The sequence below is a fragment of the Duganella fentianensis genome (genome assembly GCF_009857835.1).
GTDB lineage: Bacteria > Pseudomonadota > Gammaproteobacteria > Burkholderiales > Burkholderiaceae_D > Rugamonas > Rugamonas fentianensis.
On record NZ_WWCL01000002.1, the window covers coordinates 129,541 to 153,476 of the forward strand.

Genomic DNA, 23,936 nt, shown 5'->3' on the forward strand with positions numbered 1-23,936 from the left:
GGCTCCGGTGGATGAGCCATTGATTGTTGCGTCGTTGTTGCCTGACGTCTTGAGTGAGCACAAAGCGCATGCTCGACCTGAGGAGGGCATCGGCCGGATACTTCTCATTCCTGCAGTGGTCTGCTCCACTCTCTGATCTTCTTGCATTTTTGCGGCGCTTGCTCGGGCCGGAACTGGCAGTCGAGTGCGACGAAAAAATCCCGCGTCAGGCCGTAGTCGCGCGCATAGCGCTGCTGGATGCGGTCGATTTCGCCGGACGCATATAGTTGCGCTATGCCGCGCTCGAATGCATCGCGCAGCGTCTCGGTGCGGAAGCGCATCCAGTAGAAGCGTCCCGGCCCCAGCACGTCATGATAGGCCAGCACCTCTTCCCCGACACGCTGACGTGGCAGTTGCTGGCGCAGGTAGTATTGAAAAATATCGGGCTGGGAAATGATGATGTCGGTGCGGCCCAGTAGCAGGGTGCCGGAGGGCATGGTCACCACTTCACGGTAGGCCGGATTGGCAGCTACCACGGTCGCATACGCCGGCCCCAGCACATTGCGTGCACCGCGAAAGGCGGTGACGCGGTATTTCTTCAGATCGTCGAGGCGGGACAGGGTGGGGATCTTGCTGCGCAGGGTAATCGCTACATTATGAAAATACGTCACTGGCCAGTGGCTCAGGTAGCCTTCCTGCGTGGCGTCGCTGCCGGTAGCGGGCGTGATATCCAGCAGACCCTGGCGCATCTGATCGTTGAAGCGGGCATTGGGCAGGTAACGGAATTCGACGGGCATCTGCTGCGTGGCGAAGGCTGCGCGCACCACGTCGATCAGCAGACCGGAGGTATTGTCGGGCAGGACAAATGGTGCAACTACGCTTTGCAGTCCCATCTTGACGGGTGTCGCAGATTCCGCAGCAGTGGCCGTGACGGCGATAGCTGCCAGCGCAACGGCGGCAAACCACATAGGCGTCCCCCAATTAGTCCGTTATGTTGCCTGTATTATAACCAGATTATTCAGGCCAGACGGTGCCACGGCAGCTGTGATGCTGCGTCTGTCGTGGCAGGGGGAGCAGGGCGGCGGTAGGCCGCGCGACCTGCTCGTCTGCTGTTGCGCGCGATGGCTTTAATTCATAGGCGCGAGCAGTTTGGCATCCGTGACGAGGTTGCGCACACCGTGGCCGTGGTCTTCTTTGAACACATTGGCCTTGCACCATGCGCCCACGGATTCGGCATTCACTTTCAGCACCTTGGGCCGCACGCTCCACGAAACCTGCAGGGGCGAACCTTTTTCGTTGTAGCTAGGGCCAGTGGTCGAACCGGCGTACTGGATAGGCTTGCCCGTGTGTTTAGGGATGTGCAGCGCCTGCTGGTAGCCGCCCACTTCGCCTAGCTTGGTGAGTTCGGCAAAATCGGCTGCCTTGGCATCGTTGACCAGTACCATGACCTGCGCTTCCACGCGCAACTGGGGATTGCTGTCCGCTTCGCTGAGGCAGGAGTTCAACGTAGGGCCGGGGCTTACCTGTGCCGTGCTGTGAACGTAGTGCAGCTCGATGGTGTCACCAGCTTGCAGGCCGCCGTGTTCATTCGGGCAGACTTCGGCGCTGAGCGGCGCGGCCTCGGCAGGCGTCAGCTTGCCCGCATATTTAAAGCCGCTGTCTGCCGGTGTGGTGAATTCACCACCTTTGTGCTCGGCATTCTTGTGGAAGTGGATATTGCAAAGATTCATTTTTGATGCAGCCGGTGCCGTCGTGAACACGCGCAGATTGCTGCCCGCTCGCGTGCTCAGGTCGCGCGGCGCCTGCGGGCCGTAGCCTTTGCCTTCCGTGTTCCTGGAGAGTGCTGCATTCTGGGCAGCTACCGTGTCGCTGCCGCCATGGTGGGCATCCTGCGCGTGGACCTGCGCGCTCACTGCAAGGGCTAATATGGTCAAGGCGTATGGCGTTTTCATCGAGCGCTCTCCGGTAGGTGATGGTGGGATTCTGATTCTAGTCCCTTTGTTTAGCCTCGTCGATTGGTGGTTTTTGTGGGGACAGAAACTTGGTCCGAACTTGCAAGCCGGGGCTAGCAATCAGAGTTTGAGTGATGGCAATACGCCGCAGGCACACTTTGATGACAATCGCTGCTGTTCTGTCGTCAACAGGAGCGCCTATTGTGATGAATGCTATCCGTGGTTTTTTTCCCCGCTTATGGAGCCGTCTGTCGCGCCGCAATAGCGCGCAACCGCTGTCGCGTTTCGCGCTCATCGTGTTATTTGCACTGGATATTTTTGTTCTGGTGGAGATGATGGATGGCCTGACTAATGCGGTCAGATTAATCGAGCGGCCCCGCAACCAGATTACGCTTGAATGCGCAGAGGTGTCCTTGGAGTTTGTGCAACTAGACGCCAGTGCTCGCCTTAAAAGTATAGGGACATACTTGGCGCCGCATTCTGAGGAGAGAGCGCGGCTTGAGCGTGACTTTGGCCTGCTTCCTTCACCGCTGAAAACTTGTCAGACTTTATACAGCCTCTTTCTGGCGACGATCAATAATGAGGAACTCATAGCGCTATATGGGGATTTCCAGGGCAGGTCAGCCGCAATCCGGGCAACAGAAGAGAAAATTGCGGATCTGAAGAAAAGCTATCAGGCAGCTTTACTGGAGAAGGTCGCCCGTCAGAGTAGAACAGATTCCATATTGCCCGCGAGTGCCAGCGATACCAAGAACCATATAGCCCGGTTTGAAAATGAACTGGGCGCCTTGCAGGCGCAGCAAGCCAGCACGAAAGCGGCGCTGGAGTCGCATCCTGTTTTGCTTGGCTATCTCGAAAAAGTTAAGGCTCTGCTGGCAGTGGGCGAGCTACAGCAGGCGCAGCGGAAGTTTGAACACGAGGTATTTACCTACCCGTTCAGGGTGATGGCGATCCAGATCGGATTTATGCTGCCCTTGCTGCTGCTGGCCGTATTCTGGAATGTGCGGGCAATCCGGCGTCAGGACGACAACAAAATACTGGTCTCCTCGCATTTCATGCTGGTTTGTATGATTCCCATCTTTATACGTGTTCTCCAGTTTGTTTACGAGCTGCTGCCGAACTATCTGATGGAAACCATCCTGATTCAACTCGAACAAACGAATCTGATGTTCCTGCTGAATTATGGCGTGATCCTTGCCGGACTAGGTGGCGGTTTATTGCTCATCTTCATAGCGCAACGGACTTACTTTAAACCGGCCCGGCAGCGCGTGCTGCGCTTGCGCAAGGTCCAATGTCTGGGCTGCGGTGAAAAACTCGCCTCCAGCGAGCAAGCATGTTGTGAAGTGTGTGGTAGCGAACAGCTGGGAATCTGCCGCCATTGCGGACTGAGAAGCCGAGCGCTCGCATTCTATTGCCAGCATTGTGGAACGGCGCGGGATTGAGCTGGCTTCCGAATAATTCGTCAGGCCCACCATCATCAAGGAGGATATATGAGTCAGAGAAATGGTCCATCGTCCGCATTTGTAGGCGCTTCATGGGCAGCTTTGTTCGCCGGCATGCTGACCTATTTGATAGGGCTGTGGAACGCCACCATGGCCCTCAACGAAAAAGGTTATTACCTGACCTTGCTGATGTATGGTCTGTTTGCCGCCGTCTCACTGCAGAAAACCGTGCGCGACCGGCTCGAGGGCACACCCGTCACGGGCATCTATTTTGGTCTGTGCTGGCTGTCGCTGGGCTCGGCCATTCTGCTGCTGACGATAGGCCTCTGGCATGCCAGCCTTGCAGCGAGCGAAAAAGGCTTTTATGCGATGTCCTTCGTCTTGAGCCTGTTTGCAGCGGTCGCCGTCCAGAAGAATGTGCGCGATACGCTGGCCCAGAGTGCTTCCTGATGCGCCGTGGCTGAGCAAGGCGACACGCCTGATGGTGGGGCGGCCGCGCCCTTGTCCTCTTTTGGCGGCACGGGATGGCGGTTTCACGCCATTTAAAAGCGGTTTGGTCGCTTGACGGTTGCCAGCAGGGCAGTCGCTCGGTGACAATATGGCAAGCCCAACTGGAAAGTGTTGCATGCCATCCGAGATCCAAACGCCGTTCCCGTGGCGCCGCTTCGGCGCCGATACCCTGTACATGCTGGGGTTCAATCTGGTCCTTGCCGTCGTGCTGACCTTTTTCTTCAGCCATGGCCGCTACTTCTGGCTGACGCTGGTGGCCACCAACTGCATAGGTCTGTGTTCGTTCTTCTACATTGATGGCCTGCGTCTGCTGCTGTGCCGCAAGCAGCCGGAGAGAATGAACTGGCTGGTGTTTCTTCCTGTCGTGGTAACGGGTGTGCCGTTCGGCACGCTGGTCGGTTCGCATATTTCCAACTGGCTGGTGGGGACAGATCCCGTGTCGCTGTCGGCTTTCGGTAGCGGCAGGCTGAATGGCCTGCTGCTGATTACGCTGGTGGCCACTGTGGTCGCCAGCACGCTGTTCAACAATCGTGACCGCGCCCGCCGTGCCGAAATGGCGGCCGCGCTGGAAAAGGTCAGAGCTGAATCGATCCAGCGTCAGGCGCTGCAGGCGGAGCTGCAGCTGCTGCGCGCCCAGATCGAACCGCATATGCTGTTCAACACGCTGGCCAATCTGCAAGGGCTGATCGCCATCGATCCGGCGCGGGCGCAGCAGATGCTGGACCAGCTGATCCAGTTTCTGCGTGCCACCCTCAGTTCTTCGCGTACCGAGAGCACCACGCTGGCCGAGGAATTCGCCCTGCTGGAGGCCTATCTGGGTCTGATGGCAGTGCGCATGGGCGAACGGCTGCGCTATGCTTTCGAACTGCCGGCCGATCTACGCAGCGTGCGCGTGCCGCCCATGTTGCTGCAGCCGCTGGTGGAGAATGCCATTGCCCACGGCATCGAACCGAATATCGAGGGCGGCACCATCACCATCAGCGCGGCACGGCAGGATGGCATGCTGGCGCTGAGCGTCAGCGATACCGGCCGTGGCCCCCATGCCGGTGCCGGCAAGCCCGGTACGGGGCTGGGCTTGCACAACACGCGCGAACGCATCAAAGCCCTGTATGGCGATGCTGCCAGCGTTACACTGGACGCCGCCAGCTATGGTGGCGCCATCGCCCGTCTCACTCTACCTCTCTGAACCATGACTACTGCACTGATCGCTGAAGACGAACCGATACTGGCTGCTACGCTGGCCCACACGCTGCAATCGCTGTGGCCCGAGCTACAGATCGTTGCCACGTGCCCCAACGGGGTGAACGCGCTGGAACAGAGCCTGGCGCTACGCCCCGAGGTGCTTTTCCTCGACATTAAAATGCCGGGCAAAACGGGACTGGAAGCGGCGGAGGAACTGGCCGAGCTGTGGACTGGCCCGCGGCCGTTTCCGCAGATTGTATTCGTCACGGCGTATGACGAATATGCGGTGCAGGCTTTCGACCGCTCGGCGGCCGACTACATGCTGAAGCCCGTCAGTGCCGAGCGGCTGGCGCGTACCGTGCAGCGGCTCAAGGACAGGCTGCAGCAGCAAACGGTGCAGGGCGGGCAGGGCGGCATGGATGCGCTGATCGCCCAGTTGCGCGCGCTGGCACCTACGGCAGCAGCGCCGCTAGAGCGCTTGAGCATCATCCGCGCGGCAGTCGGCAATACTGTGCGCATGATACCGGTGGCCGAGGTGGTGTACATGGAAGCGATGGATAAATACGTCAATGTGGTGACGGCCGATAGCGAAGCACTGATCCGCACCAGCTTGCGCGAACTGCTGCCGCAACTGGACGACAAGCAGTTCTGGCAGGTCCATCGCGGCACCATCGTCAATGCCTCCTGCGTGCTCAGTGCCGTGCGTGACGAGGCCGGAAAAATCTCGCTCAACCTCAGGCACCGTAACGAGAAAGTACGCGTCAGTCCTCTATATGCGCACCTGTTCCGCCAGATGTAAGCGCCTCTGCTTGAACTAGAAACTGCGCTGGATACTGGCGATCGCGAGCCGGCGGGTGAGTATGCCGGCCATGCCATAGTACTGGCGCAGACTGGCGGAAAATAGCCATGGTCCCTGCTTCCACGAGGCGGCGATGGTGCCCACCTTGCTCTGGCTGGCAGGCTGCCATAGCACATCGGCGGCGAGATCGAAGTTATCCCAGTTCTGCGCTGCACGCAGGAACACATTGCGCTGCTGTGGCGATGCCACGCTGCGATCCAGCCACGCTTCGCCGATCAGCGAAAACTGGTTTTCAGTGGTCCAGGTGAAACCGGCCAGCGCCTTGCCGCCCCGTCCGGCCGCCAGCCAGCGCTGCTGGCGCCATTCCTCATGCTTCTGCTGCCACAGCAGCGAAGCATGCAGCTCCGTGCCTTCATTGAGCACATGCGAAAACGACGCACCTGCTTCCAGCCCATTACGCTGCGATACGCGCAGCACGGCATATTCGTCGCGTTCACCACGATGGCGGTATAGCCGCATCGCCAGCGCTTCATCGTCACGCGGCTGGGCGGCTTTGCCCCGGCCCGGATTACTCAGTACCATGGTCAGCGCGTGGTCCTCGTCAAACGCTTCCTGCGCCAGCATGGGGATGCCTTGCAGCGTGGCGGGATTGAGCGCGCGCCGGTCTTCCTGCTGCACCACATCGAGCGGACGGAAGGCATAGCCCACATCCCAGCTCATGATCTTTTTGCCGGCCGTCAGAAAGCCGCCTGCCAGCGGGCTTTCCAGCGTCAGCTCATTTACCTGCAGCAGCGTACTGTCATCATGATCATGGCGCGCACTCACATTACCGCGCAGCGCCTGCTGCCACGGCCCATCGACCTGCCAGCGCAGGTCGGCCTGCTGGAAGTGGTGCTGGCTGTCACCCAGACCGAGCGGATTGCCATGGCTGGCCTGACGGGCTTCGCTCTGGGCCAGCACGCTGGCCGAGAATTCGTTGCTGGCCAGCGCCTGTGTGGCGCTCAGGGACAGGCAGGCCAGTGCGAGTAAGGGAGGCTTCATAATGTGATGTCGTTGCGGCTCAGGTACATGGCATTGAACAGCTCATCGCCGAACTGGCGCGGCTTGCTGCTCAGGGTAGTCACCACGGTTTCGCGCGCCGTCTGCACTTCGTCGCGCAGGCTGATGCGGGTCACGGTAGGGCGGCCCTCACGCTGTTCGATGAAGTAGCGCGCCTGTTTGAGCTTGCGCCCTGAGGCGGCATACAGGTCGGCATGCAGCGGACGGTAATCCTGCTTGGCCACGTGCAGCACTACGCGCTGGTAGCTCAAGGTCTTGCGCGTAGCCGTCAGCTCCAGTTCCAGACAGGGCTGGCCATCGCAACTGCTTTCGCTTTTGATGCTGCCGTCGTAGTCACCCGACCACGTCATGGTGGCGATATCGCCGGTGGACGCATCGCCCAGCAGTTTCTGCAGGGGCGTGATGCGCATGGGGCGGGCGCTACCCGGCAGCAGCATCCAGAAGTCGTCACCCGACATCAGTACCTTCTGGCCCACCTCACCGGGGGAGCGGAACAGAATCAGGCTTTTACCGCCGGGACGGATCAGCACCTGATAGCGCTTCTCTTTATCCGGTTCGCCGTTCTTGTAGGTCTGTACCAGCGTTTCGATCTGGGCCGAGCTGTCGGTCTGGCGGAAGGCGTCGGCTTTTTTTAGAATCGTGGCTACATCGCTGGCCTGCGCCAGCGCGGACAGGGACAGCAGCGCGGCTGCCAAAGCAGTTGATTTAAACATGGGCTAAAGCCTCCACAACGGGTTGCTGTGCCGCTTTGCGGCTGACCAGCAGGGATGCCAGTGCCGACAGCAGCGTGACGGCGACACCAGCAACGATGAATAGCTGCGACGACAGTTCGATCACCAGCGGATAACCCTGGCTGCGGCCCGGTGGTGGCGGCATCTGTACCTTGAGAGCCAGCAGCAGATAGGCGATCAGCGCGGCCAGCAGCATGCCGCTGATGGCGCCGCCGGCACCCAGCGCCATGCCTTCCAGCGTAAAGACGCGGGTGACTTCGGCGGGGGTAGCACCCATGGCACGCAGGGTGCCGATTTCGCGCGTGCGCTCCATCACGGCCATGGCCAGCGTGTTCCCCACGGCGAACAGCACGATCACCAGCACGATGATGCCGAGGAAGCCGAAGATGCGGTTGTACAGGTCTTTGACGCTCTGGTAGAACTGCGCCATCTGCAGCCAGTCGCGCACTTCCAGCTTGCCGCTGGCGTCCTGCCGCAGTTGCGCCGCAACGGTGCCGGTATCGTCCATTTCGTTCAGGTAGACGTGCAGCGAACTGACCTTGTCGGTAGCCAGCAGGGTCTGGGCGGTGCCTATATCCACCATGGCCAGCCGCTTGTCGATGTCGGCGATGCCGGTGGAGACGATGCCGGTGACCGTGACATCGACTGCGCTCAGGCTGCCCGTCACCGTGGACGACATCAGCGTGAGGCCACTGCCGGGACGGGCGTTCAGCGTGCGTGCCAGCGTCTTGCCCAGCACGATGCCGGGGCCTTTATCGGCCGGCTGGGCATCCAGCATGTCGCCCGCTACGGTGTGCATGAACGGGCCTTTGACGAGGAACTCCTGCTGCGGATCGACGCCGGTGCCGAGGAAAATTTCGCTGCGTTCGCCATTGCCGATCAGGCCGGAGAATTGCAGGCGTGGCAGTACCCGCTTGACTTCCGGACGCGCCAGCAGGCGCTGCGCCAGTGCAGCGCTGTGCTCCAGACCGAATTCCAGCGGCGTGTTTTCGGCGCCGTCGAAGTAGTGCGGTGCTGCGACCACCACATGGCCGGTATCGCGTGCCGAAGCTTCGGCCAGCGACTGGTAGGTGTACAGGGCAAAGCCGCCACCCAACAGAGCGGCTGCCGTGCCGGTGGCGGCAATGGCCAGCGTGACGAGCGAGCGGCGGCGGTTGCGCAGGGCGTTTTTCAGCGCCATCGCCAGCCAGGGAAATTCAATGTGCATAAGAGCCTCCTGCCAGTACACCATCATCGAGATTCAGGGCGCGGTCGCAGTGGGGCAGCAGCCTCTCGTCGTGGGTGGCGATGAGGAAGGTGGTGCCATGTTCGTGCGCCAGCCGCTGCATCAGGGCGACGATCTGGGCTGCCGTGACGGCATCCAGATTGGCGCTGGGCTCATCGGCGATGACCAGGCGCGGATGCTTGACGATGGCACGGGCGATGGCCACGCGCTGGCGCTGGCCGCCGGACAGCTGGTCGGGGCGGTGCTGGCCGAACGCGGCCAGGCCGACAGCTTCCAGTGCCGCAGCCACGCGGCGCTGCCGTTCGCTGGCCGCTATGCCGAGCAGGTAGAGCGGGAAGTCGACGTTGTCGTGCGCACTCATCACGGGCACCAGATTAAAGCTCTGGAACACAAAGCCTATGGTCTGGCGGCGCAGTGCCGTGCGTTCCTGCTCGTTGCCGGCAGCGACGGTGGCGCCGTCGTAGCGCACTTCGCCTGCATCGGCGCTGTCGAGCAGGCCGCACAGATTGAGCAGCGTGCTCTTGCCACTGCCGGAAGGGCCGGTGATAGCGGCGATTTCGCCACGGGCGATGTCCAGATCGATACCGCGCAAGGCGTGGATGGTGTCGCTGCCCAGCGTATAGCTTTTGCGCACGCCGCGCAGCGTAAGCAATGCGGTGGTGTGGTTCACAGGCCCAGCTCCTTCAGGCGTGCCGCAGCGCGCGCGTGCTGGCTGGTTTCTGGCAGGGCTGTTACTTTCTGCAACCAGCTGATTTCATCCTTGCTGCGCTGCTCCTTGCTGGCCAGACGGGCTGCCGCAGCGTACAGATTGGCGCGGAACTGGTCGCTGGCCTGAGCCAGTGCGGGCGAGGCCAGCGCTGCTTCCAGCGCACGCTTGCCCTGATTGCGACGGTTCATGAACTCAGGCAGCGCCGTCAGGGTATTGGCAGCGACCAGCCGCGTTTCCAGACTTTCCGGCGTGCCGTTGAAGAGTGCTTCGTCATGGGCGGGCGTGAGCAGGGCCAGAGCTTTCTCCAGCAGATCGGCGCCTTTTTCCGTGTATTTCATTTTGTCCCAGGGCATGCTGGCATCGCGCCCCTTGAGCGTGTAGGCTGCGCCTTCGTAGGCCATCAGCAGGGGGTGGTCGGGCTGGCGGGTGGCGAGTACGTGGAAGGCTTCGATGGCGCTATCGCTGGCGTTGCTCTTGCCTTCGACGGCGGCGAGGAAGTGCTGGCGTGCCTGCACGAAGCTGGCGGTAGAGAGTTCCTGTGGCGCGGCACCGGCGCTGGCGCACAGCAGGCTGATAAACAGGGCGATGGCAGTGTGTTTCATGGGCTTCTCCGTTGGGTGATCGATAGGCTGCAGACTATCGATGGCAACGGCATGGTTCCAGACCCATGCGATGAAAACGGCTTTTGCGGCGCCGAAACCGCCCCGCCATGGCGCGAAAACTGCGCTCGGGCGGGACGGATGGACCTAGGCAGGCATGGCGTAGAGCGCCGTGCTGCCTTCCAGCGAGGACTGCAGCGCGGCGCCCGCGTGGACCCGCATCGCGCTTTCATAGTGCTGTATGGCTGTCTCCAGCGAGCACTGCCCGGCCAGCACCTGTTGCAGCTGCTGGCACAGCAGCTGGGCATCGCGCAGCGCCGTATTGCAACCGAGGCCGCTGGCGGGACTCATGGCGTGTACGGCGTCGCCCAGTGCCGTGATGCGCCCCGTCGGCCAGCTGGCGATGCGCGCCGTCTGGCGCACCGTCATCAGCGCTTGCGATTGCACTGGCGTGGCTGCAAACAGTGCGCGTAGCTCGGGTGCCCAGTCTGCGGCGATGGCTGCGCAGCATAGGCTGAGGGTAGCCCCGCCCTGCGGCAGCGGGGCGCCCGGGGCCAGGCCGAAGCGGTGGCGCTGGCCTATCAGCGCCCAGTACAGATAATTCTCCGGTGAGGGCATAAGCCCGGTGGCGTCGAACTGCATGGGATCGATGATCAGTGCGAGCTGGCGCTCGAAGATGGCGTGGGTGGCCTGCAGCAGCGGTGCAGCCAGCCCTGCCTGCTGCGCCTGTGCCAGCGACAATCGGCCGTACAGGCACAGCGCGCCCGTGTCCTGCGCCGGTGCACTGGCCAGATAATGGCTGGCCAGCCATGAATTGACGCCGTCTGCGCCCACCAGCAGATCGCAACGCTGGCTGGGGCCGTGGGCAAAATTCAGCGTGACGCTAGCCCCATCGCTCTGTACGCTGGCTAGCTGCATACCGAATTGCACGCAGGATTCCAGTCCCTGCAGCATGGCGCGGCGCATGGCCTGACGGTCCATTTTCCAGTCGTGATCAACGCGGCCCTGCACCAGCCGGTCCGACCATGCGGGCAGATGCTTGTCGAGCGCTTGCAGGCCCGCGTCGAAAGAGCGCAAGGGCGTGGTACTGGCCCGCGCCGATGCTAGCGCCGCAGTGGCGGCGGTGCCGAGGCAGGCGGCCAGTGCCGCCTGTCCGCTCTGGTTGATACGGATGCGGTAGCCCTGCGGGCGGCTGTCGAGCGCGGCATCGCGCTCGAACACGCTGACGCGGCAGCCTAGTGCCTGCAAGCCCTGAGCGAGGCACAGGCCGCCCAGGCCGGCACCGAGGATGGCTACGTGTAATGGGTGGTCTGACATGTCCGCTAACTCCATGAGGATGAGTGAGGCTGTCAGTATTGGTGCAAACGGTTCTGCAGTGGTAAGCTGGTTTGGTCAAAAAATAGTGAATTCTGGCCATGAGCAATGACTACAGCGAACGCCACGATGGCCCTGCCATGATCGTGCTGCGCGGCGGCGCCGAGGCAGCGGGGCAGTTCCAGCTCGGCACGCGCGAAGTGGACTGGCACAGCCACGTGCGCGGCCAGGTATTCTGCGTCGAGCACGGGCTGCTGCATGTGGAGACGGCAGCCGGCAGCTGGCTGCTGCCGCCGTGGCGGGCCGGCTGGATACCGCCGGGCACGGCGCACAAGGTCAGGGTGACAGGCGCCCTGCGTGGCTGGAGCGTGCTGCTGGCGCCGGACTGGTGCGCGCAGCTGCCGCAGCAGCCGGCCATCGTCACGGTGACGCCCGTGCTGCGTGCGCTGGCCGCGCAGGCGGCCGGCTGGAATCCAGATGCCGGGCTGACAGCGGCGCAGCAGCGCCTCACGGCCGTGCTGCTCGATGAATTGCAGCAGCCCGCGCAGACAGCCTTGCACCTGCCCATGCCGCAGGACCGGCGCCTGCAGCGCATCGCCCATGCGCTCATGGCCGAGCCGCTGGATACGCGCAGCATGACGGAGATGGCGATCTGGGCCGGTATTTCGCCGCGTAATCTGAACCGGCTCTTCCGCCACGAAACAGGCTGCAGCTATGGCCAGTGGCGCGAGCAGCTCCGGCTGGCCGTGGCGCTGGAACAGCTGGCGCGCGGCGCTGCCGTGGCGGCGGTGGCCGATGCGCTGGGCTATGCCTGTCCCAGTAATTTCATCGTCATGTTCAAGCGCCATTTCGGCCGTGCGCCGGGGCGCTACTTCCGCACGCTGGCGCCGGAAATGGCCGCAGGCATAGATGACTAGACATGTTATGATGCGTCGGGTTATGTGGTCTTTTTGATATCATTATGCGAGGCACTATGATTCGACGCGAGCGGCTGACAGCACAACTGGACGGTGATTTTGTCGTCTTTCTGATCGGGATGCGCATCAACAAACCGTTGATGCTGCACAAGTGGATGCCGGTGGCGCGCGCCATGCCGCGCATGATAGACGAGCTATCGCGCCAGCCCGAGCGCGGATTTCTGCATGCGGAAATGTGGTTCTCCCGCACCATCATACTGGTGCAGTACTGGCGTTCCATGGAGCAGCTGCTGGCCTATGCCAAGGACCGCGAGGCCGAGCACCTGCCGGCATGGCAGGCCTTTAACAAAGCCATAGGCACGGATGGCAGCGTCGGCATCTGGCATGAAACCTATGCTGCCTCGCCGGGCAGCTACGAAAACATCTACGTGAATATGCCTCCGTTCGGGCTAGGCCGGGCCGGCACGCTGGAGCCTGTCAGCGGCGGCAGGCAGTCCGCGGCCGGACGGATGGCAGCGCAGCGGCAGCATAGCCAGCCATAACGCGCTAGGGGACCGGTTGGCGGCAGGCCTGATCGCTGTCCCAGCGTCCTGCACAGATCCTGCTACGGCATAGCATGCCCTCTATCATGCCCAGTTGCTGGCAGCGCTGCAGCAAATGCCGGGTGCTATCGCTGGCCTGACGTTCGACGATATCGCGATTGACCAGGGCGGCGCTATCACGGCTGGAACTGCCATGCGCCACCAGCGCGGCTAGTAAGGCAGCGTCGCGGTCGGCGCCAGCTTCGGCTGGCACTCTGGTCGCCACCCTGGCAGCCACCTGATCAGGTGGAGATGCCGGACGTGGGTTCTTATGTAGCAGTCCCTTTTCATGGCGTTGCGGATGCGCAGGCATAACGGCGGCCACGGCAGGCTGCGTCATGTCTGCTGCTTCCGCGCTGGTCGGAGAATTGATGATCTCCGCGACCTGATTATTCTGGCTGACGGCGGAGGCCAGCGTACGCGCCGGCGTCAGCGGGATCTGCGCTGCTGGCGCTGCCGAAACTGCCGCCGGTCTGGTGGTGGGCGTCAGCGCTGCGGCAGGCGCCGTGGCCTGCACCATGCTGCGCGCCGGGCGCGGATGCAAATACCATGCGCTGGCACAGATGAGTGCTATCAGCAGGCCTAGCCGGATGATCCATTGATCGATGCTCCAGTGCTGGGGCCTACTGGCTGCTGGCGTTACGGTGCCACCTTGCCCATGCCCATGCTCGAGCTGCTGCAGGATGCGCCAGTTGTCGTCGCGCGGCTGGCCCGCCGCACCCTGCAGGCTGGGGCGGATATCCGGACTCGCCTGCCTATTTTCTGCAATGTTGATCTGGTCTTTCATGCGTTTTTCCTCAGGGCTTAGGCTGTGATGCTGACGTCTGGCAGTTTCCGGCGACTTAAGCCGGCCAGCTTTGATGGAGCGCACCATGTTGCTTTTCTTTGTGCCGGCCGCTTTTCTGGCGGCCTGTTTTGCCTGTTCGATCTTGCTGTTTTCACCCGTACGGGAAGCGCTGCTGGTGCATTGGCAGATGCTGCGCCAGCGCATGCGCCGCTGGCGCTGGCCGGCGCCGCTATCACCACTGGCCTTGCAGGGCGGGGTGGCCGCGTGCAGTCGCAGCTGGCGCCAACTGCAGCAGCTACTGCGGCGGCGCTGGTTGCTGGTGCTGGCGGCGCTGGTGCTGGTCACAGTGCCGGTGCTGCTGGCACTGATGCTGGCCGGACGAACCATGCTGGACGGATTCCAGGGCGCTGAGCGCGACAGCAACGAACAGGTACTGGCCTTGCTGCAGGGCGAACAGCTGACCGCACCGGTGGCCTTGCCGCCGCTGGCATTTACCACGGCCGAAGTACTGCAGGTCCGTCCCATGCTGGCCAGCGCCGACCGCAACTGGCAATTGCTGCATCCGGGTTTTTCCCAGCGCCTGCTGCGGGTGTTTCGCGTGATGCGCGAACAGTACGGCTACGAGATGGCGATACTGGAAGGCTATCGCAGCCCCGAACGGCAGAATCTGCTGGCTCAGGCTGGCAGCAATGTGACCAATGCACGTGCCTTCCAGAGTTATCACCAGTTCGGTCTGGCGGCGGACTGCGCTTTCCTGCGCGATGGCAAGCTGCAGATTTCCGAGAAAGACCCATGGGCCATGCGTGGCTACCGCCTGTATGACGAAGTGGCCGAAGCGGCGGGACTGCGCTGGGGCGGCCGCTGGACCATGATGGACTTTGGCCATGTGGAGCTGCAGCAGGCGGGGGTGTTGCACAAATAGTGCTGCTGGTCATTCATTGTTTTGACGCAAGAAAAGCTGGCGTGGGTGGTGGCAACATGGTCCGGTCCGCCTGCTGCGATGGCGCCACTTTTTGCTGGCAAACTTCATGATGCGACGCCTATGGTATGCCCTGACTGAACCTCGCCACCTTGCCCTGATCGGTCTGGCGGCGAGCATCGCCGTGTGCTTTCTCGGTGCGCAGTTGCTGGAGCTGGCGCTGTTCTGGGCGCTGCTGGCAACGCTGCTGCTGTTGCTGCTGGCGGGCGGAATCTGGCTGTGGCGCCGCCGCCGTGCCGGGCGCGAGGCGAGCCAGCTGGCCAGCGCGATCGGCGATACCGGTGCTGCGCCGGAGACGGCGCAGCAGGAACAGACGGGCGCGGAAGTGCGCCAGCTGCGCGAAGCCCTGCTCAAGGCGATTGCCACCATCCGCAGTTCGCGGCTCGGGGCCGTGGCGGGTCACCGTGCGCTGTACGAGCTGCCGTGGTATATGGTGATCGGCAATCCGGCTGCGGGAAAAAGTACGGCGATTGCCAATTCCGGTCTACAGTTTCCCGTTGCCGACGGCAAGGTGCTGCAAGGCGTAGGCGGTACCCGCCAGTGCGACTGGTTCTTTACCAGCGAGGGCATACTGCTCGATACGGCGGGGCGCTATTCCGTGCAGGATGAGCACAGGCCGGAGTGGTATGGCTTTCTGGATTTACTGCGCAAGCATCGCCAGCGCGCGCCGATTAACGGCATACTGATCGCCGTCAGCATTGCCGAGTTGCGTACCGCCGATCCCGAAGCGGGCATCTTGCTGGCACGTAGCCTGCGCAAGCGGGTGCAGGATCTGATCGAGCGCCTGCAAGTGTTTGCCCCCGTCTACGTGGTATTCACCAAGGCTGATCTGATAGCGGGCTTCAGCGAATTCTTTGCCAGTAGCGAGCGCAGCGAACGCGAGCGGGTGTGGGGCGCCACCATGCCCTACAAGCGCAAGATGGCCAGCCAGCAGATCATGGCCTTCTTCGACAGCAGCTTTGATGAACTGTGCGCAGGACTGAAGGACCTGAGCGTGGCCAATATGAGCCAGCAGCGGCGCGAACGGATGGCGCCCGGCGTCTTCACCTTTCCGCAGGAATTTGCCACCATCAGGGCGCCGTTGCGGGCGTTTCTGGCTACGCTGTTCGAAGAAAATCCCTACCAGTTCAAGCCCGTGTTTCGCGGCTATTACTTCACCAGCGCACTGCAGGAAGGCGGCAGCGACAGTGCGCAGGCTAGCCGGCTGGCGCAGCGCTTTGCGCTAGCCTCCACGCCCGTCAAGGTTGCGCAGGAAGGCGGACAGGCCGGCTTCTTCCTGCTGCAGCTATTCCGTCAGGTGATCTTTGCCGACAAGGATCTGGTGACGCATTACGCCAGCCGCCAGCGCATGCGCCTGATGTACGGCGGGTTCTTCGCTGCGGCGCTGCTGCTGGGGGTGGCGCTGGGCGGCTGGAGCTGGTCGTATCTGGCGAACCGTCAGCTGGTCAGCAATGTGCAGGCCGATCTGGATAAAGTGGTGCGTCTGCAGGGCCAGAGGTCCGATCTGCAGGCTAGGCTGGAAGCTCTGGAGATACTGCAGGACAGGCTGGAACAGCTGGAACGCTACCGTAGCGAGCGGCCGTGGAAGCTGGGATTCGGCCTGTATCAGGGCGACGCGCTGGAAGCGAAATTGCGGGCCGAGTATTTTGCCGGTGTCCGCCAGGTGATGCTGGCGCCCGTGGTGACGAATCTGGAAGCCTTGCTGGCCGAGATGAATGCTCATGCCGACCAGTTACAGCTGGCTGCCGCACCAGCGGCCGCTCCGGCAACTGGGCCGGCAGGGCGGCAGTTCCAGGAAGCCTCGCCACTAAATGTGGACGATGGCTATAACGCCCTGAAAAGTTATCTGATGCTGGCCGATCCGGCCCATGCCGAGGCCGGACACCTCAATGATCAGCTTACGCGCTACTGGCGCAACTGGCTGGAAAGTAACCGCGGCAATATGCCGCGCGAGCAGATGATCCGTAGCGCAGAACGGATGATGACCTTCTATCTGGCCCAGCTGGCCGATCCCGCGTGGCCACGCATAGAAGCCAGGCTGGCGCTGGTCGATCAGGCCAGAGAGAACCTGCGGCGCGTGGTGCGCGGCATGCCGGCGCGCGAGCGGGTGTATGGCGAAATACGGGCACGGGCCAATACCCGCTATCCGGCGCTGACGGTCGCGCGCATGGTGGGCGAGGCCGATCAGGCCCTGATCACGGGTAGCCATGTGGTCAACGGGGCTTACACGCGCGAGGCGTGGGAAAAATTCATACAGCCGGCGATACGGGAAGCGGCCACGCACGAACTGCAAAGTGCCGACTGGGTGCTGAAGTCGGCCGCACGCGATGACCTGACGCTGGAAGGTAGTCCGGAGCAGATCCAGAAAGGGCTGCTGGAGCTGTACAAGGCGGACTATGTGCGCGAGTGGCAGAAGTTCGTGCAGGGCGTGAGCATCGCGCCGCTGAACGGTTTTGAAGGCGCGCTGCTGGCCATGAACCGGCTCGGTGATCCGCTCGCGTCGCCGCTGCTGAAACTGTTCTCGGCCATCGCCCAGCAGACCAGCTGGGATAATCCGGTGGCGGCGCGAGTCGAAGTGGCCGAAGCGAAAAGCGGCCTGCTGAACTGGTTCACCAGTGTGGTGCTACGGCGCGCGCCTGCGCAGGTGAATCTGACGGTGGCTGCCGATGGGGGGCAGGCGCAGAAACCGGCGGGTGTGATCGCGCGTGAATTCGCTGCGTTTGCCCGTCTGCTGGCTGGTAATGAGAAGGACGCTACGCTGCTGCGCACCTATCTGGAGGGGCTGTCGCGCATACGTGGCCGGCTCAATCAGCTGAAGAATCAGGGTGACCCCGGCCCCGGAGCACGCCAGCTGATGCAGCAGACACTGGAAGGTTCCGGCTCCGAACTCGCCGATACGCTGCGGCTGGTCGACGAGCAGATGCTCACTGGCCTGAGCGACGTCCACAAGCAGCTGGTGCGTCCTCTGCTGGTGCGTCCGCTGATGCAGACCTTTGCCGTGCTGGTGGCGCCGGTGGAGCAGGAACTGAACAAGACCTGGCTGGCGCAAGTGCTGGAACCGTTCCGCCAGACGCTGGCGCAGAAATTTCCTTTTACGCCAGCAGCGCGCGAACAGGCGAGCGAAGCGGAGATAGGGCGGATTTTCGGCCCCGAGGGTGCCATCGCCCGTTTCAGCACCAGCGCCATGGGGGCACTGGTGATCCGGCGCGGCGATCTGCTGGCGGCCCGCACATGGGCCGAGATGGGCATACACCTGACGCCAGCCATGGCGGCACGTCTGGCCGGCTGGATGGCGCCTCTGGGCGCAGCGGGCAGCGCCAGCCAGACCAGCCCGGCCAGCGCAGCGCAGACGCTGTTCCAGCTGCAGCCCATGCCGGCGCAGGGCGCTACCGAATACACCATCGACATCGATGGTCAGCAGCTACGCTACCGCAATACAGCGCCGCAGTGGGCGAGCATGGTGCATCCGGCGGGGCAGGGCGTGTCCGGTGCACGCATCACGGCGGTCGCACTGGATGGCCGCAATGTCGTCGTCTTTAACGAAAGCGGCGAGGCGGGTCTCAAGAGCATGATCGAAGCGGCGAGCAAACAGAAGCGCGATGGCGGCGTCTTCGAGCTGCGCTGGCAGGCCGGCCCGCTGAGCATACCGGTAGCGCTGAAAATCATCAGCAGTCCGGATAGTGGCGCCAGCCGCAGCGCGGAAACGGGCTGGCGTGGCCTGCAGTTGCCCGACACTATCGTGGGGCCATTACCATGAGTAGCGCGGAACCGGGCGTGCAGCTGGCCCGCATCGCCTATTTCGGCAAGCTGCCAGCGCGCGCCGATTTCATCAAGGCGGCTGACCATCCGGCCGTACTGAAGCTGCTGGATAGCTGGCTGGCGGAAGTCATGAATGCGCTCAGCAGCGATCCGCGCTGGAAGCTGCACTACGATGCCTTGCTGCCGCTGGATTTCGTCTTTCTCGGCACGCGGCGCCGGCATGCCATTGCCGGACAGCTGCGCGCCAGCGGTGACCGGTCGCAACGGCGCTTCCCGTTTCTCTGCGCCAGCCTGATCGAGGTGGCGCAGGCGCGCAGTTTTCTGCCCCTGAGTCCCATGCTGCTGGCGCCGCTGTGGCAGCAGCTATCGCCATTGGCCAGCAGTGTCTGCGCAGCGCATGATCCGGCTTTGCCGCTCCAGCTGCTCACTGCCGCCAGCGTTGAAATCGAACGCAGTACCGAGCGGCAGGAGCAATGCTTCGCGGTCTTCGTCGAGCAGCAGACTATCGCGGCGCTGGAAGCCATGCTCGATAGCCGGCAGGTGCGTCAGCTGATACTGGCGCTGGGCTTGCTGCTGCAGCCGGTGCGCCGCAGCGGCGCCGAGCGGCTCGATAAGAGTCTGGTGCTACCACTGCCGCAGCCCCCAGTGCACCGGATGGCCGTAGCCACCTTCTGGCTGACGCTGATCATGCCGTTTCTTCTTCCGGCAGATTTCGAACTTTGCCTGTTCATCGGCCAGCAACGCGGGCGCTACGTGCTGGTGCTGGGCTTTGGCGGTGCGGCGCCGGAGACTCTGCAAGCCATCATAGACCCGCAATGCGCCGCGGAGCAGCAGATCAGCTTCGAATATACGGGCTGGGTGGATGAACTGATCACCGGTGATGCCGAGGTGCAGAAGCTGTCCGCCTATCTCGATCAGGGCCAGCTTTCATTGCGCTCGGTGATCTCACTGTTTCAAGAAACCTTTCACTGAAGGGAGTCCATCATGCTGCTACGCCGTAGCGCCTTGCTGCCGGGCGCAGTGCTGCTATTCGCCTTGCCGCTACAGGCGCAAACGCCCGCCAGCACTATTCCCGTAGCGGGGCAGATCGTGGTGCAGGGCGCACTGCCGGATGAAGCCAGCAAGGCCGCCCTGATGGCGCGCCTGCGCGAACTGTATGGCGCAGAGCGGGTGGTGGACCAGCTCAGCATCGCTGCCGTTTCCATGCCGGCCGGCTGGAACAGCTATCTGCTCAAGCTGATACAGCCCAATCTGAAACTGATCAGCAAAGGGGAACTGAAGGTCGATGGCACCCGTGTCAGCGTGCGCGGCGAGGTGGCGAACGAAGCCCAGCGGCAGCAGCTGGCCAGCGATATGGCGACCAGCCTGAATTCCAGCTACACGGTCAGCAATGGCTTGCGCGTCAGCGCGGCGGAGCAGACGCTGCTCGATGAAACGCTGGCGCACCGCATCATCGAATTCGAAAGCGGCAAGGCTGCACTGGCGCCATCCGGCCAGCGCATACTCGATGAAATGGCGGCTGCGCTGCTCAAGGTAAATGGCAAAAAAGTGGCAGTGATAGGCCACACCGATAATGTCGGTGCGCGCGAGAGCAATCTGGCCTTGAGCCTTGCGCGGGCCGAAGCGGTGCGCCGGTATCTGGGCGAAAAGGGCATCGCACCAGCGCAGATACAGGTGTCCGGGCAGGGCCCGGACCATCCGGTCGCGGAGAATACCAGCGCGGACGGGCGGGCGCGCAACCGCCGCATCGAATTCCGTGTCCTGCCTTAGCTAGGGCAGGGTAATGGTGACGTAGGCCGGGCGCGGCGCCAGCTTGATCAGCTCATGGTAGCCGGCCAGCGTGTCCTGCGTGCTGTGCTTCAAGGCCGAAGATAGCCAGCCATAAGTGCCCAGCGCCACCAGCGCGAAGATGGCGCAGGCGGCCCACACCGGCGTATGGCTGCGCAGCTTGTTGACGATCTGGTCGGGGCGCTGCGCCTGCGGCGCAAAGCCTTTGCTCTTGCCCTGCATGCTGGCGATTTCCTCGCCCAGACGGGCGATCAGATAGGCCAGCTTGTCCTGTGGTTCGAGCGCGTAGCGGCCCTTGAAGCCGATTAACAGGCACATCTGGAATACCTGCAAGGCTGCCAGCCGTGCCGCACCGCCCGAGCGCAGCACTTCCAGCCGGTCGAAAAAGTGTTCGCCGGCCAGCTGGTCGCCGAAGATGGTCAGCTGCAAAGGCCGGCGCTCCCAGGCTGTACGCAAGCTGAAATTCGATGACAGGATGATTTCGTCCAGCGCCGCGCAGAAGGCGTATTTGGCCGCTTCGATGTCGGTGCTGGCGGCGCGCAGCTTGGCGGCGTCGCGATCGAAGTCGGCGAGCAGCGCTGTGATGCTGTTGAAGAATTGGGTTTCCTCGGGCGGGGTGCTGCCGTTCTTCAGCATGAACAGCAGGTAAAAGCCATCGCCCAGCAAATCCACCAGCGTCTGGATATGGCCATAGCCGGGCTGCTGCTGGCGGCGCTGTCCGCCCATCAGGGTGGGGATGGCGCGGCGTTCGATCTGGGCGTTCATGTGGTGGTCTCCAGCGGGTGGTCGGGGGCGCCGCAAACGGCCGTTGCCTGCAGCATTAAAGTCCATCGGGGCGCACAGTGGCTTGTGGATACGCAATCATTTTTCGTATGAGTATCTACTTGCGCCCGCACAATAGTTCATCTGGGCATTCATGAATAATGGCTTCCTTCCTGTCTGATGACGCGAAAGGAGAGCTTCATGTCTATCTTGCATAAGGGATTGCCACTGCTGACGATGGCCGCGCTGCTATCGGCCTGCGTGACAGATGGCGCAATGGTGCGTAATGAAAAACTGCAGGCGGCCACGCTGGAACGCAGCATGGCGGAGGCCGATACGGCGCTGGCCGCCGGCCGCAACGAGCAGGCGCAGGAGCTGCTGAAGGGCGCGGGCGCAGCCTATCCGGCCGATAAAGCCCCTTGGCTGCGTCTGGCCCAGCTCAAGTTCGACCGCGCCAGCTATGGCGAAGCGATCACCTACGCGCAGGAAGCCCTGGCGCGCGATCCGGCCGACAAGCTAGGCAACAGCATCGTGGCCGTCAGTGGTCTGCGCCTGTCGACCAAGGCGCTGGCCGATCTGAGCCAGCAGAACAATCTGAACGGCTCGCTGCGCTCGGAAGCCAGCGATCTGGCCAGGCTGCTGCGTGCCAGTCTGGGTGAGGAAGTGCTGGTGCCGGCGGGCGGCACCGCTGCGCGCAAAACCGTAGTGGGCGGCGCGCCCGTACGCAAGGCCACTTCCAGCCCGCCTGCCGCCAAAGCTGCGACCCAGAACAGCAATACCGATCCGTTCAGCGGCTTGAAGTAATCCATCGCAGTAATCACAGACGGGAGGCTGGTATGGCAAATCGCGACAGTGTGCAGAAGCGCCTGACCAAGGTCAGGCCACCGAGAGTGCAGATGACCTATGACGTGGAAATCGGCGATGCGATCGAGAACAAGGAGCTGCCCTTCGTGCTGGGCGTAGTGGGCGACTTCGGCGGCAATTCGGTGCAGGAAGCCAGACGGCTCAAGGACCGGCAGTTCGTCAGCATCGACAGCAGCAACTTCGATGAAGTGCTGGCCGCGATCGAACCGGCCGCGGAATTCGCTGTGCCGAATCAGCTGGCGGGTGACGACAGCAGTTTTCGCGTCGATCTGCGCTTCAAGGCGATGGCAGATTTCCGTCCCGAGTCGGTGGTGCGGCAGGTCCAGCCGTTGAGCCAGTTGCTGGAGGCGCGCAACAAGCTGGCCGATCTGCGCAACAAGCTGGCCGGTAACGACAAGCTGGAAGACCTGCTTAGCGATGTGCTGAACAACACCGACAAGCTGCACAGCTTGGCGCAACCACAGGGGAAGTGAGATGACGACCATGCCAGCCCAGCTAGCAGTAGCGCAAGCAGCGGAGCCGAGCGAGAATCTGGCGCAAGCCGTCAGCCTGCTCGACCAGATCGTGGAGCAGAGCAAGGTGGCCCAGTCGGGTGCGGAGCATCAGCGCGCCAAGGACATCATTGCGGAACTGGTGCAGCAGGTGCTTGCCGGCACCGTGGTGGTGTCGAATAATCTGTCGGCCACCATCGATGCGCGGCTGGCCGAAATCGACCAGCTGATTTCGAGTCAGGTCAGCGCCATCATGCATGCGCCGGCCTTCAAGAAACTGGAACAGAGCTGGACCGGCCTGCATTATCTGGTCAGGAACGCCAGCTCGGGGCAGGGCGTCAGGGTGCGCATGCTCAATGCCAGCAAGCGCGAGCTGGTCAAGGACTTCCAGAGCGCGCTGGAATTCGATCAGAGTGCCATGTTCCGCAAAGTCTATGAAGAGGAATTCGGCACCTTCGGCGGTGCGCCATATGGTGCGCTGATCGGCGACTTTGAAATCAGCCGCCAGCCCGAAGACATGTATTTCATCGAGCAGATGTCGCATGTGGCGGCAGCGGCCCACGCGCCCTTCATTACGGCGGCCTCGCCGGAGCTGTTCGGACTGGAAAGCTATGGCGATCTGGCCCGTCCGCATGATCTGGCCAAAGTATTCGACACGGTGGAATATGCCAAGTGGAAGGCCTTCCGCGAATCGGAAGATGCCCGCTACGTGGGCCTGACGCTGCCCCGTTTTCTCGGCCGGCTGCCCTACAACCCGCTCGATGGCACCACTGTGGAAGGCTTCAGCTTTGTCGAGGAGGTAGATGGCAGCGATCACCAGAAATACCTGTGGTGTAACGCAGCCTATGCTTTCGGCGCGCGCCTGACGCAGGCGTTCGACGATTTCGGCTGGTGTGCCGCCATACGCGGAGTGGAAGGGGGCGGGCTGGTGGACGATCTGCCCACCCACACCTTCAAGACGGATCAGGGCGAGGTGGCGCTGAAGTGCCCCACCGAAGTGGCGATTACCGACCGGCGCGAAAAAGAACTCAGCGATCTGGGTTTCATCTCGCTGGTGCACTGCAAGAACACGGCCTATGCCGCTTTCTTCGGCGCGCAATCCGCGCAGAAGGCCAGGCGCTATAGCTCCGATGCGGCCAATGCAAATGCCGTGCTGTCCTCGCAGCTGCAATACATCTTTGCCGTCTCGCGCATTGCGCACTACATGAAGGCCATGATGCGCGACAAGATCGGCAGCTTTGCCGCCGCGTCGAATGTCGAGGATTACCTGAATCGCTGGCTGATGAAATACGTGCTGCTCGACGATGGCGCCAGTCAGGAGCAGAAGGCCCAGTTCCCGCTGCGCGAAGCGTCGGTGCAGGTGCATGAAGTGGCCGGCCGGCCCGGCGTGTATCGCGCCGTCTCTTTCCTGCGGCCGCATTTCCAGCTCGATGAATTATCGGTTTCTCTCCGTCTGGTCGCGGAGCTGCCGCAATCGACCAGTAAGTGATTCTTCCCCCAACCTGAA

At 62.6% G+C, this 23,936-nt stretch carries 23 protein-coding genes; 13 read left to right on the top strand and 10 right to left on the bottom strand.

The genetic code is table 11. The annotated features are described in order from the left end of the window. Nucleotides 1–104: 104 nt before the first annotated feature. Complete coding sequence (locus tag GTP23_RS08415; protein ID WP_161034783.1) at nucleotides 105–947, bottom strand: substrate-binding periplasmic protein; 843 nt, start codon at nucleotides 945–947, stop codon at nucleotides 105–107. Nucleotides 948–1,106: 159 nt separating this feature from the next. Continuing rightward, entirely contained in the window at nucleotides 1,107–1,931 is an 825-nt protein-coding gene (locus GTP23_RS08420; protein ID WP_161034784.1) for a delta-class carbonic anhydrase, read from the bottom strand. 206 nt (nucleotides 1,932–2,137) lie between these two features. Between GTP23_RS08420 and GTP23_RS08425 the strand changes: the two genes are divergently transcribed. The 4 genes from GTP23_RS08425 (at nucleotide 2,138) to GTP23_RS08440 (ending at nucleotide 5,864) form a co-directional block, all read left to right on the top strand. Continuing rightward, the gene (locus GTP23_RS08425) at nucleotides 2,138–3,373 is read left to right on the top strand and encodes a hypothetical protein (protein WP_161034785.1); all 1,236 of its coding nucleotides are present in this window, start codon (nucleotides 2,138–2,140) and stop codon (nucleotides 3,371–3,373) included. A gap of 48 nt (nucleotides 3,374–3,421) precedes the next feature. Further along, entirely contained in the window at nucleotides 3,422–3,823 is a 402-nt protein-coding gene (yiaA, locus tag GTP23_RS08430) for an inner membrane protein YiaA (RefSeq protein ID WP_161034786.1), read from the top strand. Nucleotides 3,824–3,998: 175 nt separating this feature from the next. Further along, nucleotides 3,999–5,069, top strand: coding sequence for a sensor histidine kinase (locus GTP23_RS08435; protein ID WP_161034787.1), 1,071 nt, complete (start codon nucleotides 3,999–4,001; stop codon nucleotides 5,067–5,069). A gap of 3 nt (nucleotides 5,070–5,072) precedes the next feature. Further along, nucleotides 5,073–5,864, top strand: coding sequence for a LytR/AlgR family response regulator transcription factor (locus GTP23_RS08440; RefSeq protein ID WP_161034788.1), 792 nt, complete (start codon nucleotides 5,073–5,075; stop codon nucleotides 5,862–5,864). 15 nt (nucleotides 5,865–5,879) lie between these two features. Here the strand turns inward: GTP23_RS08440 and GTP23_RS08445 are convergent, their stop codons facing one another. The 6 genes from GTP23_RS08445 to GTP23_RS08470 all read right to left on the bottom strand — a co-directional run bounded on the left by GTP23_RS08445 (nucleotide 5,880) and on the right by GTP23_RS08470 (nucleotide 11,504). Then, nucleotides 5,880–6,905, bottom strand: a complete 1,026-nt coding sequence (locus tag GTP23_RS08445) for a hypothetical protein (RefSeq protein ID WP_161034789.1) — start codon at nucleotides 6,903–6,905, stop codon at nucleotides 5,880–5,882. Further along, nucleotides 6,902–7,636 (bottom strand): outer membrane lipoprotein-sorting protein, encoded by a 735-nt coding sequence (locus tag GTP23_RS08450; RefSeq protein WP_161034790.1) that lies wholly within the window; start codon nucleotides 7,634–7,636, stop codon nucleotides 6,902–6,904. Before GTP23_RS08450 ends, GTP23_RS08445 begins: the two co-directional genes overlap by 4 nt. Next, nucleotides 7,629–8,861, bottom strand: coding sequence for an ABC transporter permease (locus tag GTP23_RS08455; protein ID WP_161034791.1), 1,233 nt, complete (start codon nucleotides 8,859–8,861; stop codon nucleotides 7,629–7,631). The genes GTP23_RS08450 and GTP23_RS08455 overlap by 8 nt, the downstream gene beginning before the upstream one ends. Next, nucleotides 8,851–9,549: an ABC transporter ATP-binding protein gene (locus tag GTP23_RS08460; protein WP_371866790.1), complete on the bottom strand. Its 699-nt coding sequence runs from the start codon at nucleotides 9,547–9,549 to the stop codon at nucleotides 8,851–8,853. Before GTP23_RS08460 ends, GTP23_RS08455 begins: the two co-directional genes overlap by 11 nt. Then, nucleotides 9,546–10,190, bottom strand: a complete 645-nt coding sequence (locus GTP23_RS08465) for a hypothetical protein (RefSeq protein WP_161034792.1) — start codon at nucleotides 10,188–10,190, stop codon at nucleotides 9,546–9,548. Before GTP23_RS08465 ends, GTP23_RS08460 begins: the two co-directional genes overlap by 4 nt. A 144-nt stretch (nucleotides 10,191–10,334) precedes the next feature. Continuing rightward, nucleotides 10,335–11,504 (bottom strand): FAD-dependent oxidoreductase, encoded by a 1,170-nt coding sequence (locus tag GTP23_RS08470; RefSeq protein ID WP_161034793.1) that lies wholly within the window; start codon nucleotides 11,502–11,504, stop codon nucleotides 10,335–10,337. A 98-nt stretch (nucleotides 11,505–11,602) separates the two neighbouring features. On the opposite strand from GTP23_RS08470, the gene GTP23_RS08475 reads away from it, so the two are divergent. Further along, on the top strand, nucleotides 11,603–12,418 hold the full coding sequence (locus GTP23_RS08475) for an AraC family transcriptional regulator (RefSeq protein WP_161034794.1): 816 nt from the start codon (nucleotides 11,603–11,605) through the stop codon (nucleotides 12,416–12,418). Between the two features lie 56 nt (nucleotides 12,419–12,474). Continuing rightward, complete coding sequence (locus tag GTP23_RS08480; RefSeq protein ID WP_161034795.1) at nucleotides 12,475–12,960, top strand: DUF4188 domain-containing protein; 486 nt, start codon at nucleotides 12,475–12,477, stop codon at nucleotides 12,958–12,960. 4 nt (nucleotides 12,961–12,964) lie between these two features. Here GTP23_RS08480 and GTP23_RS08485 read toward each other — a convergent pair whose 3' ends face one another. Then, nucleotides 12,965–13,786, bottom strand: a complete 822-nt coding sequence (locus GTP23_RS08485) for a hypothetical protein (protein ID WP_161034796.1) — start codon at nucleotides 13,784–13,786, stop codon at nucleotides 12,965–12,967. Nucleotides 13,787–13,871: 85 nt separating this feature from the next. Here GTP23_RS08485 and GTP23_RS08490 point away from each other — a divergent pair, with 85 nt between their 5' ends. From GTP23_RS08490 to GTP23_RS08505, 4 genes are all read left to right on the top strand, one after another. Next, a complete protein-coding gene (locus tag GTP23_RS08490) occupies nucleotides 13,872–14,708 on the top strand; it encodes a M15 family metallopeptidase (RefSeq protein ID WP_161034797.1) in 837 nt (278 codons plus the stop codon). A 106-nt stretch (nucleotides 14,709–14,814) separates the two neighbouring features. Beyond that, nucleotides 14,815–18,522 carry a type VI secretion system membrane subunit TssM gene (gene tssM / locus GTP23_RS08495; protein ID WP_229256012.1) on the top strand — a complete coding sequence of 1,236 codons (3,708 nt, stop codon included), beginning with the start codon at nucleotides 14,815–14,817 and terminating at the stop codon, nucleotides 18,520–18,522. Further along, nucleotides 18,519–19,496, top strand: coding sequence for a type VI secretion system-associated protein TagF (tagF, locus tag GTP23_RS08500; protein ID WP_161034798.1), 978 nt, complete (start codon nucleotides 18,519–18,521; stop codon nucleotides 19,494–19,496). The genes tssM and tagF overlap by 4 nt, the downstream gene beginning before the upstream one ends. 12 nt (nucleotides 19,497–19,508) lie before the next feature. After that, nucleotides 19,509–20,294 (top strand): OmpA family protein, encoded by a 786-nt coding sequence (locus tag GTP23_RS08505; RefSeq protein ID WP_161034799.1) that lies wholly within the window; start codon nucleotides 19,509–19,511, stop codon nucleotides 20,292–20,294. On the opposite strand, the gene icmH is transcribed toward GTP23_RS08505, so the two are convergent. Continuing rightward, nucleotides 20,295–21,077: a type IVB secretion system protein IcmH/DotU gene (gene icmH / locus GTP23_RS08510; protein ID WP_161034800.1), complete on the bottom strand. Its 783-nt coding sequence runs from the start codon at nucleotides 21,075–21,077 to the stop codon at nucleotides 20,295–20,297. 198 nt (nucleotides 21,078–21,275) lie between these two features. Between icmH and GTP23_RS08515 the strand changes: the two genes are divergently transcribed. From GTP23_RS08515 to tssC, 3 genes are read left to right on the top strand one after another with little or no spacing between them, the layout of a single operon-like run. Continuing rightward, nucleotides 21,276–21,878 (top strand): tetratricopeptide repeat protein, encoded by a 603-nt coding sequence (locus GTP23_RS08515; protein WP_161034801.1) that lies wholly within the window; start codon nucleotides 21,276–21,278, stop codon nucleotides 21,876–21,878. 32 nt (nucleotides 21,879–21,910) lie between these two features. Beyond that, nucleotides 21,911–22,411 carry a type VI secretion system contractile sheath small subunit gene (gene tssB / locus GTP23_RS08520; RefSeq protein ID WP_161034802.1) on the top strand — a complete coding sequence of 167 codons (501 nt, stop codon included), beginning with the start codon at nucleotides 21,911–21,913 and terminating at the stop codon, nucleotides 22,409–22,411. A gap of 10 nt (nucleotides 22,412–22,421) precedes the next feature. Further along, nucleotides 22,422–23,918, top strand: coding sequence for a type VI secretion system contractile sheath large subunit (gene tssC, locus GTP23_RS08525; RefSeq protein WP_161035545.1), 1,497 nt, complete (start codon nucleotides 22,422–22,424; stop codon nucleotides 23,916–23,918). Nucleotides 23,919–23,936: the final 18 nt, after the last annotated feature.

Coding starts and splice junctions, on each gene's coding strand:
- GTP23_RS08445 (WP_161034789.1), bottom strand. CDS start 6,905: ATGAAGCCTCCCTTACTCGCACTGGCCTGCCTGTCCCTGAGCGCCACA.
- GTP23_RS08440 (WP_161034788.1), top strand. CDS start 5,073: ATGACTACTGCACTGATCGCTGAAGACGAACCGATACTGGCTGCTACG.
- GTP23_RS08480 (WP_161034795.1), top strand. CDS start 12,475: ATGATTCGACGCGAGCGGCTGACAGCACAACTGGACGGTGATTTTGTC.
- GTP23_RS08425 (WP_161034785.1), top strand. CDS start 2,138: ATGAATGCTATCCGTGGTTTTTTTCCCCGCTTATGGAGCCGTCTGTCG.
- GTP23_RS08455 (WP_161034791.1), bottom strand. CDS start 8,861: ATGCACATTGAATTTCCCTGGCTGGCGATGGCGCTGAAAAACGCCCTG.
- GTP23_RS08435 (WP_161034787.1), top strand. CDS start 3,999: ATGCCATCCGAGATCCAAACGCCGTTCCCGTGGCGCCGCTTCGGCGCC.
- tagF (WP_161034798.1), top strand. CDS start 18,519: ATGAGTAGCGCGGAACCGGGCGTGCAGCTGGCCCGCATCGCCTATTTC.
- GTP23_RS08485 (WP_161034796.1), bottom strand. CDS start 13,786: ATGAAAGACCAGATCAACATTGCAGAAAATAGGCAGGCGAGTCCGGAT.
- tssM (WP_229256012.1), top strand. CDS start 14,815: ATGATGCGACGCCTATGGTATGCCCTGACTGAACCTCGCCACCTTGCC.
- GTP23_RS08470 (WP_161034793.1), bottom strand. CDS start 11,504: ATGTCAGACCACCCATTACACGTAGCCATCCTCGGTGCCGGCCTGGGC.
- yiaA (WP_161034786.1), top strand. CDS start 3,422: ATGAGTCAGAGAAATGGTCCATCGTCCGCATTTGTAGGCGCTTCATGG.
- icmH (WP_161034800.1), bottom strand. CDS start 21,077: ATGAACGCCCAGATCGAACGCCGCGCCATCCCCACCCTGATGGGCGGA.
- GTP23_RS08465 (WP_161034792.1), bottom strand. CDS start 10,190: ATGAAACACACTGCCATCGCCCTGTTTATCAGCCTGCTGTGCGCCAGC.
- GTP23_RS08475 (WP_161034794.1), top strand. CDS start 11,603: ATGAGCAATGACTACAGCGAACGCCACGATGGCCCTGCCATGATCGTG.
- GTP23_RS08505 (WP_161034799.1), top strand. CDS start 19,509: ATGCTGCTACGCCGTAGCGCCTTGCTGCCGGGCGCAGTGCTGCTATTC.
- GTP23_RS08450 (WP_161034790.1), bottom strand. CDS start 7,636: ATGTTTAAATCAACTGCTTTGGCAGCCGCGCTGCTGTCCCTGTCCGCG.
- GTP23_RS08490 (WP_161034797.1), top strand. CDS start 13,872: ATGTTGCTTTTCTTTGTGCCGGCCGCTTTTCTGGCGGCCTGTTTTGCC.
- GTP23_RS08415 (WP_161034783.1), bottom strand. CDS start 947: ATGTGGTTTGCCGCCGTTGCGCTGGCAGCTATCGCCGTCACGGCCACT.
- tssB (WP_161034802.1), top strand. CDS start 21,911: ATGGCAAATCGCGACAGTGTGCAGAAGCGCCTGACCAAGGTCAGGCCA.
- GTP23_RS08515 (WP_161034801.1), top strand. CDS start 21,276: ATGTCTATCTTGCATAAGGGATTGCCACTGCTGACGATGGCCGCGCTG.
- GTP23_RS08420 (WP_161034784.1), bottom strand. CDS start 1,931: ATGAAAACGCCATACGCCTTGACCATATTAGCCCTTGCAGTGAGCGCG.
- tssC (WP_161035545.1), top strand. CDS start 22,422: ATGCCAGCCCAGCTAGCAGTAGCGCAAGCAGCGGAGCCGAGCGAGAAT.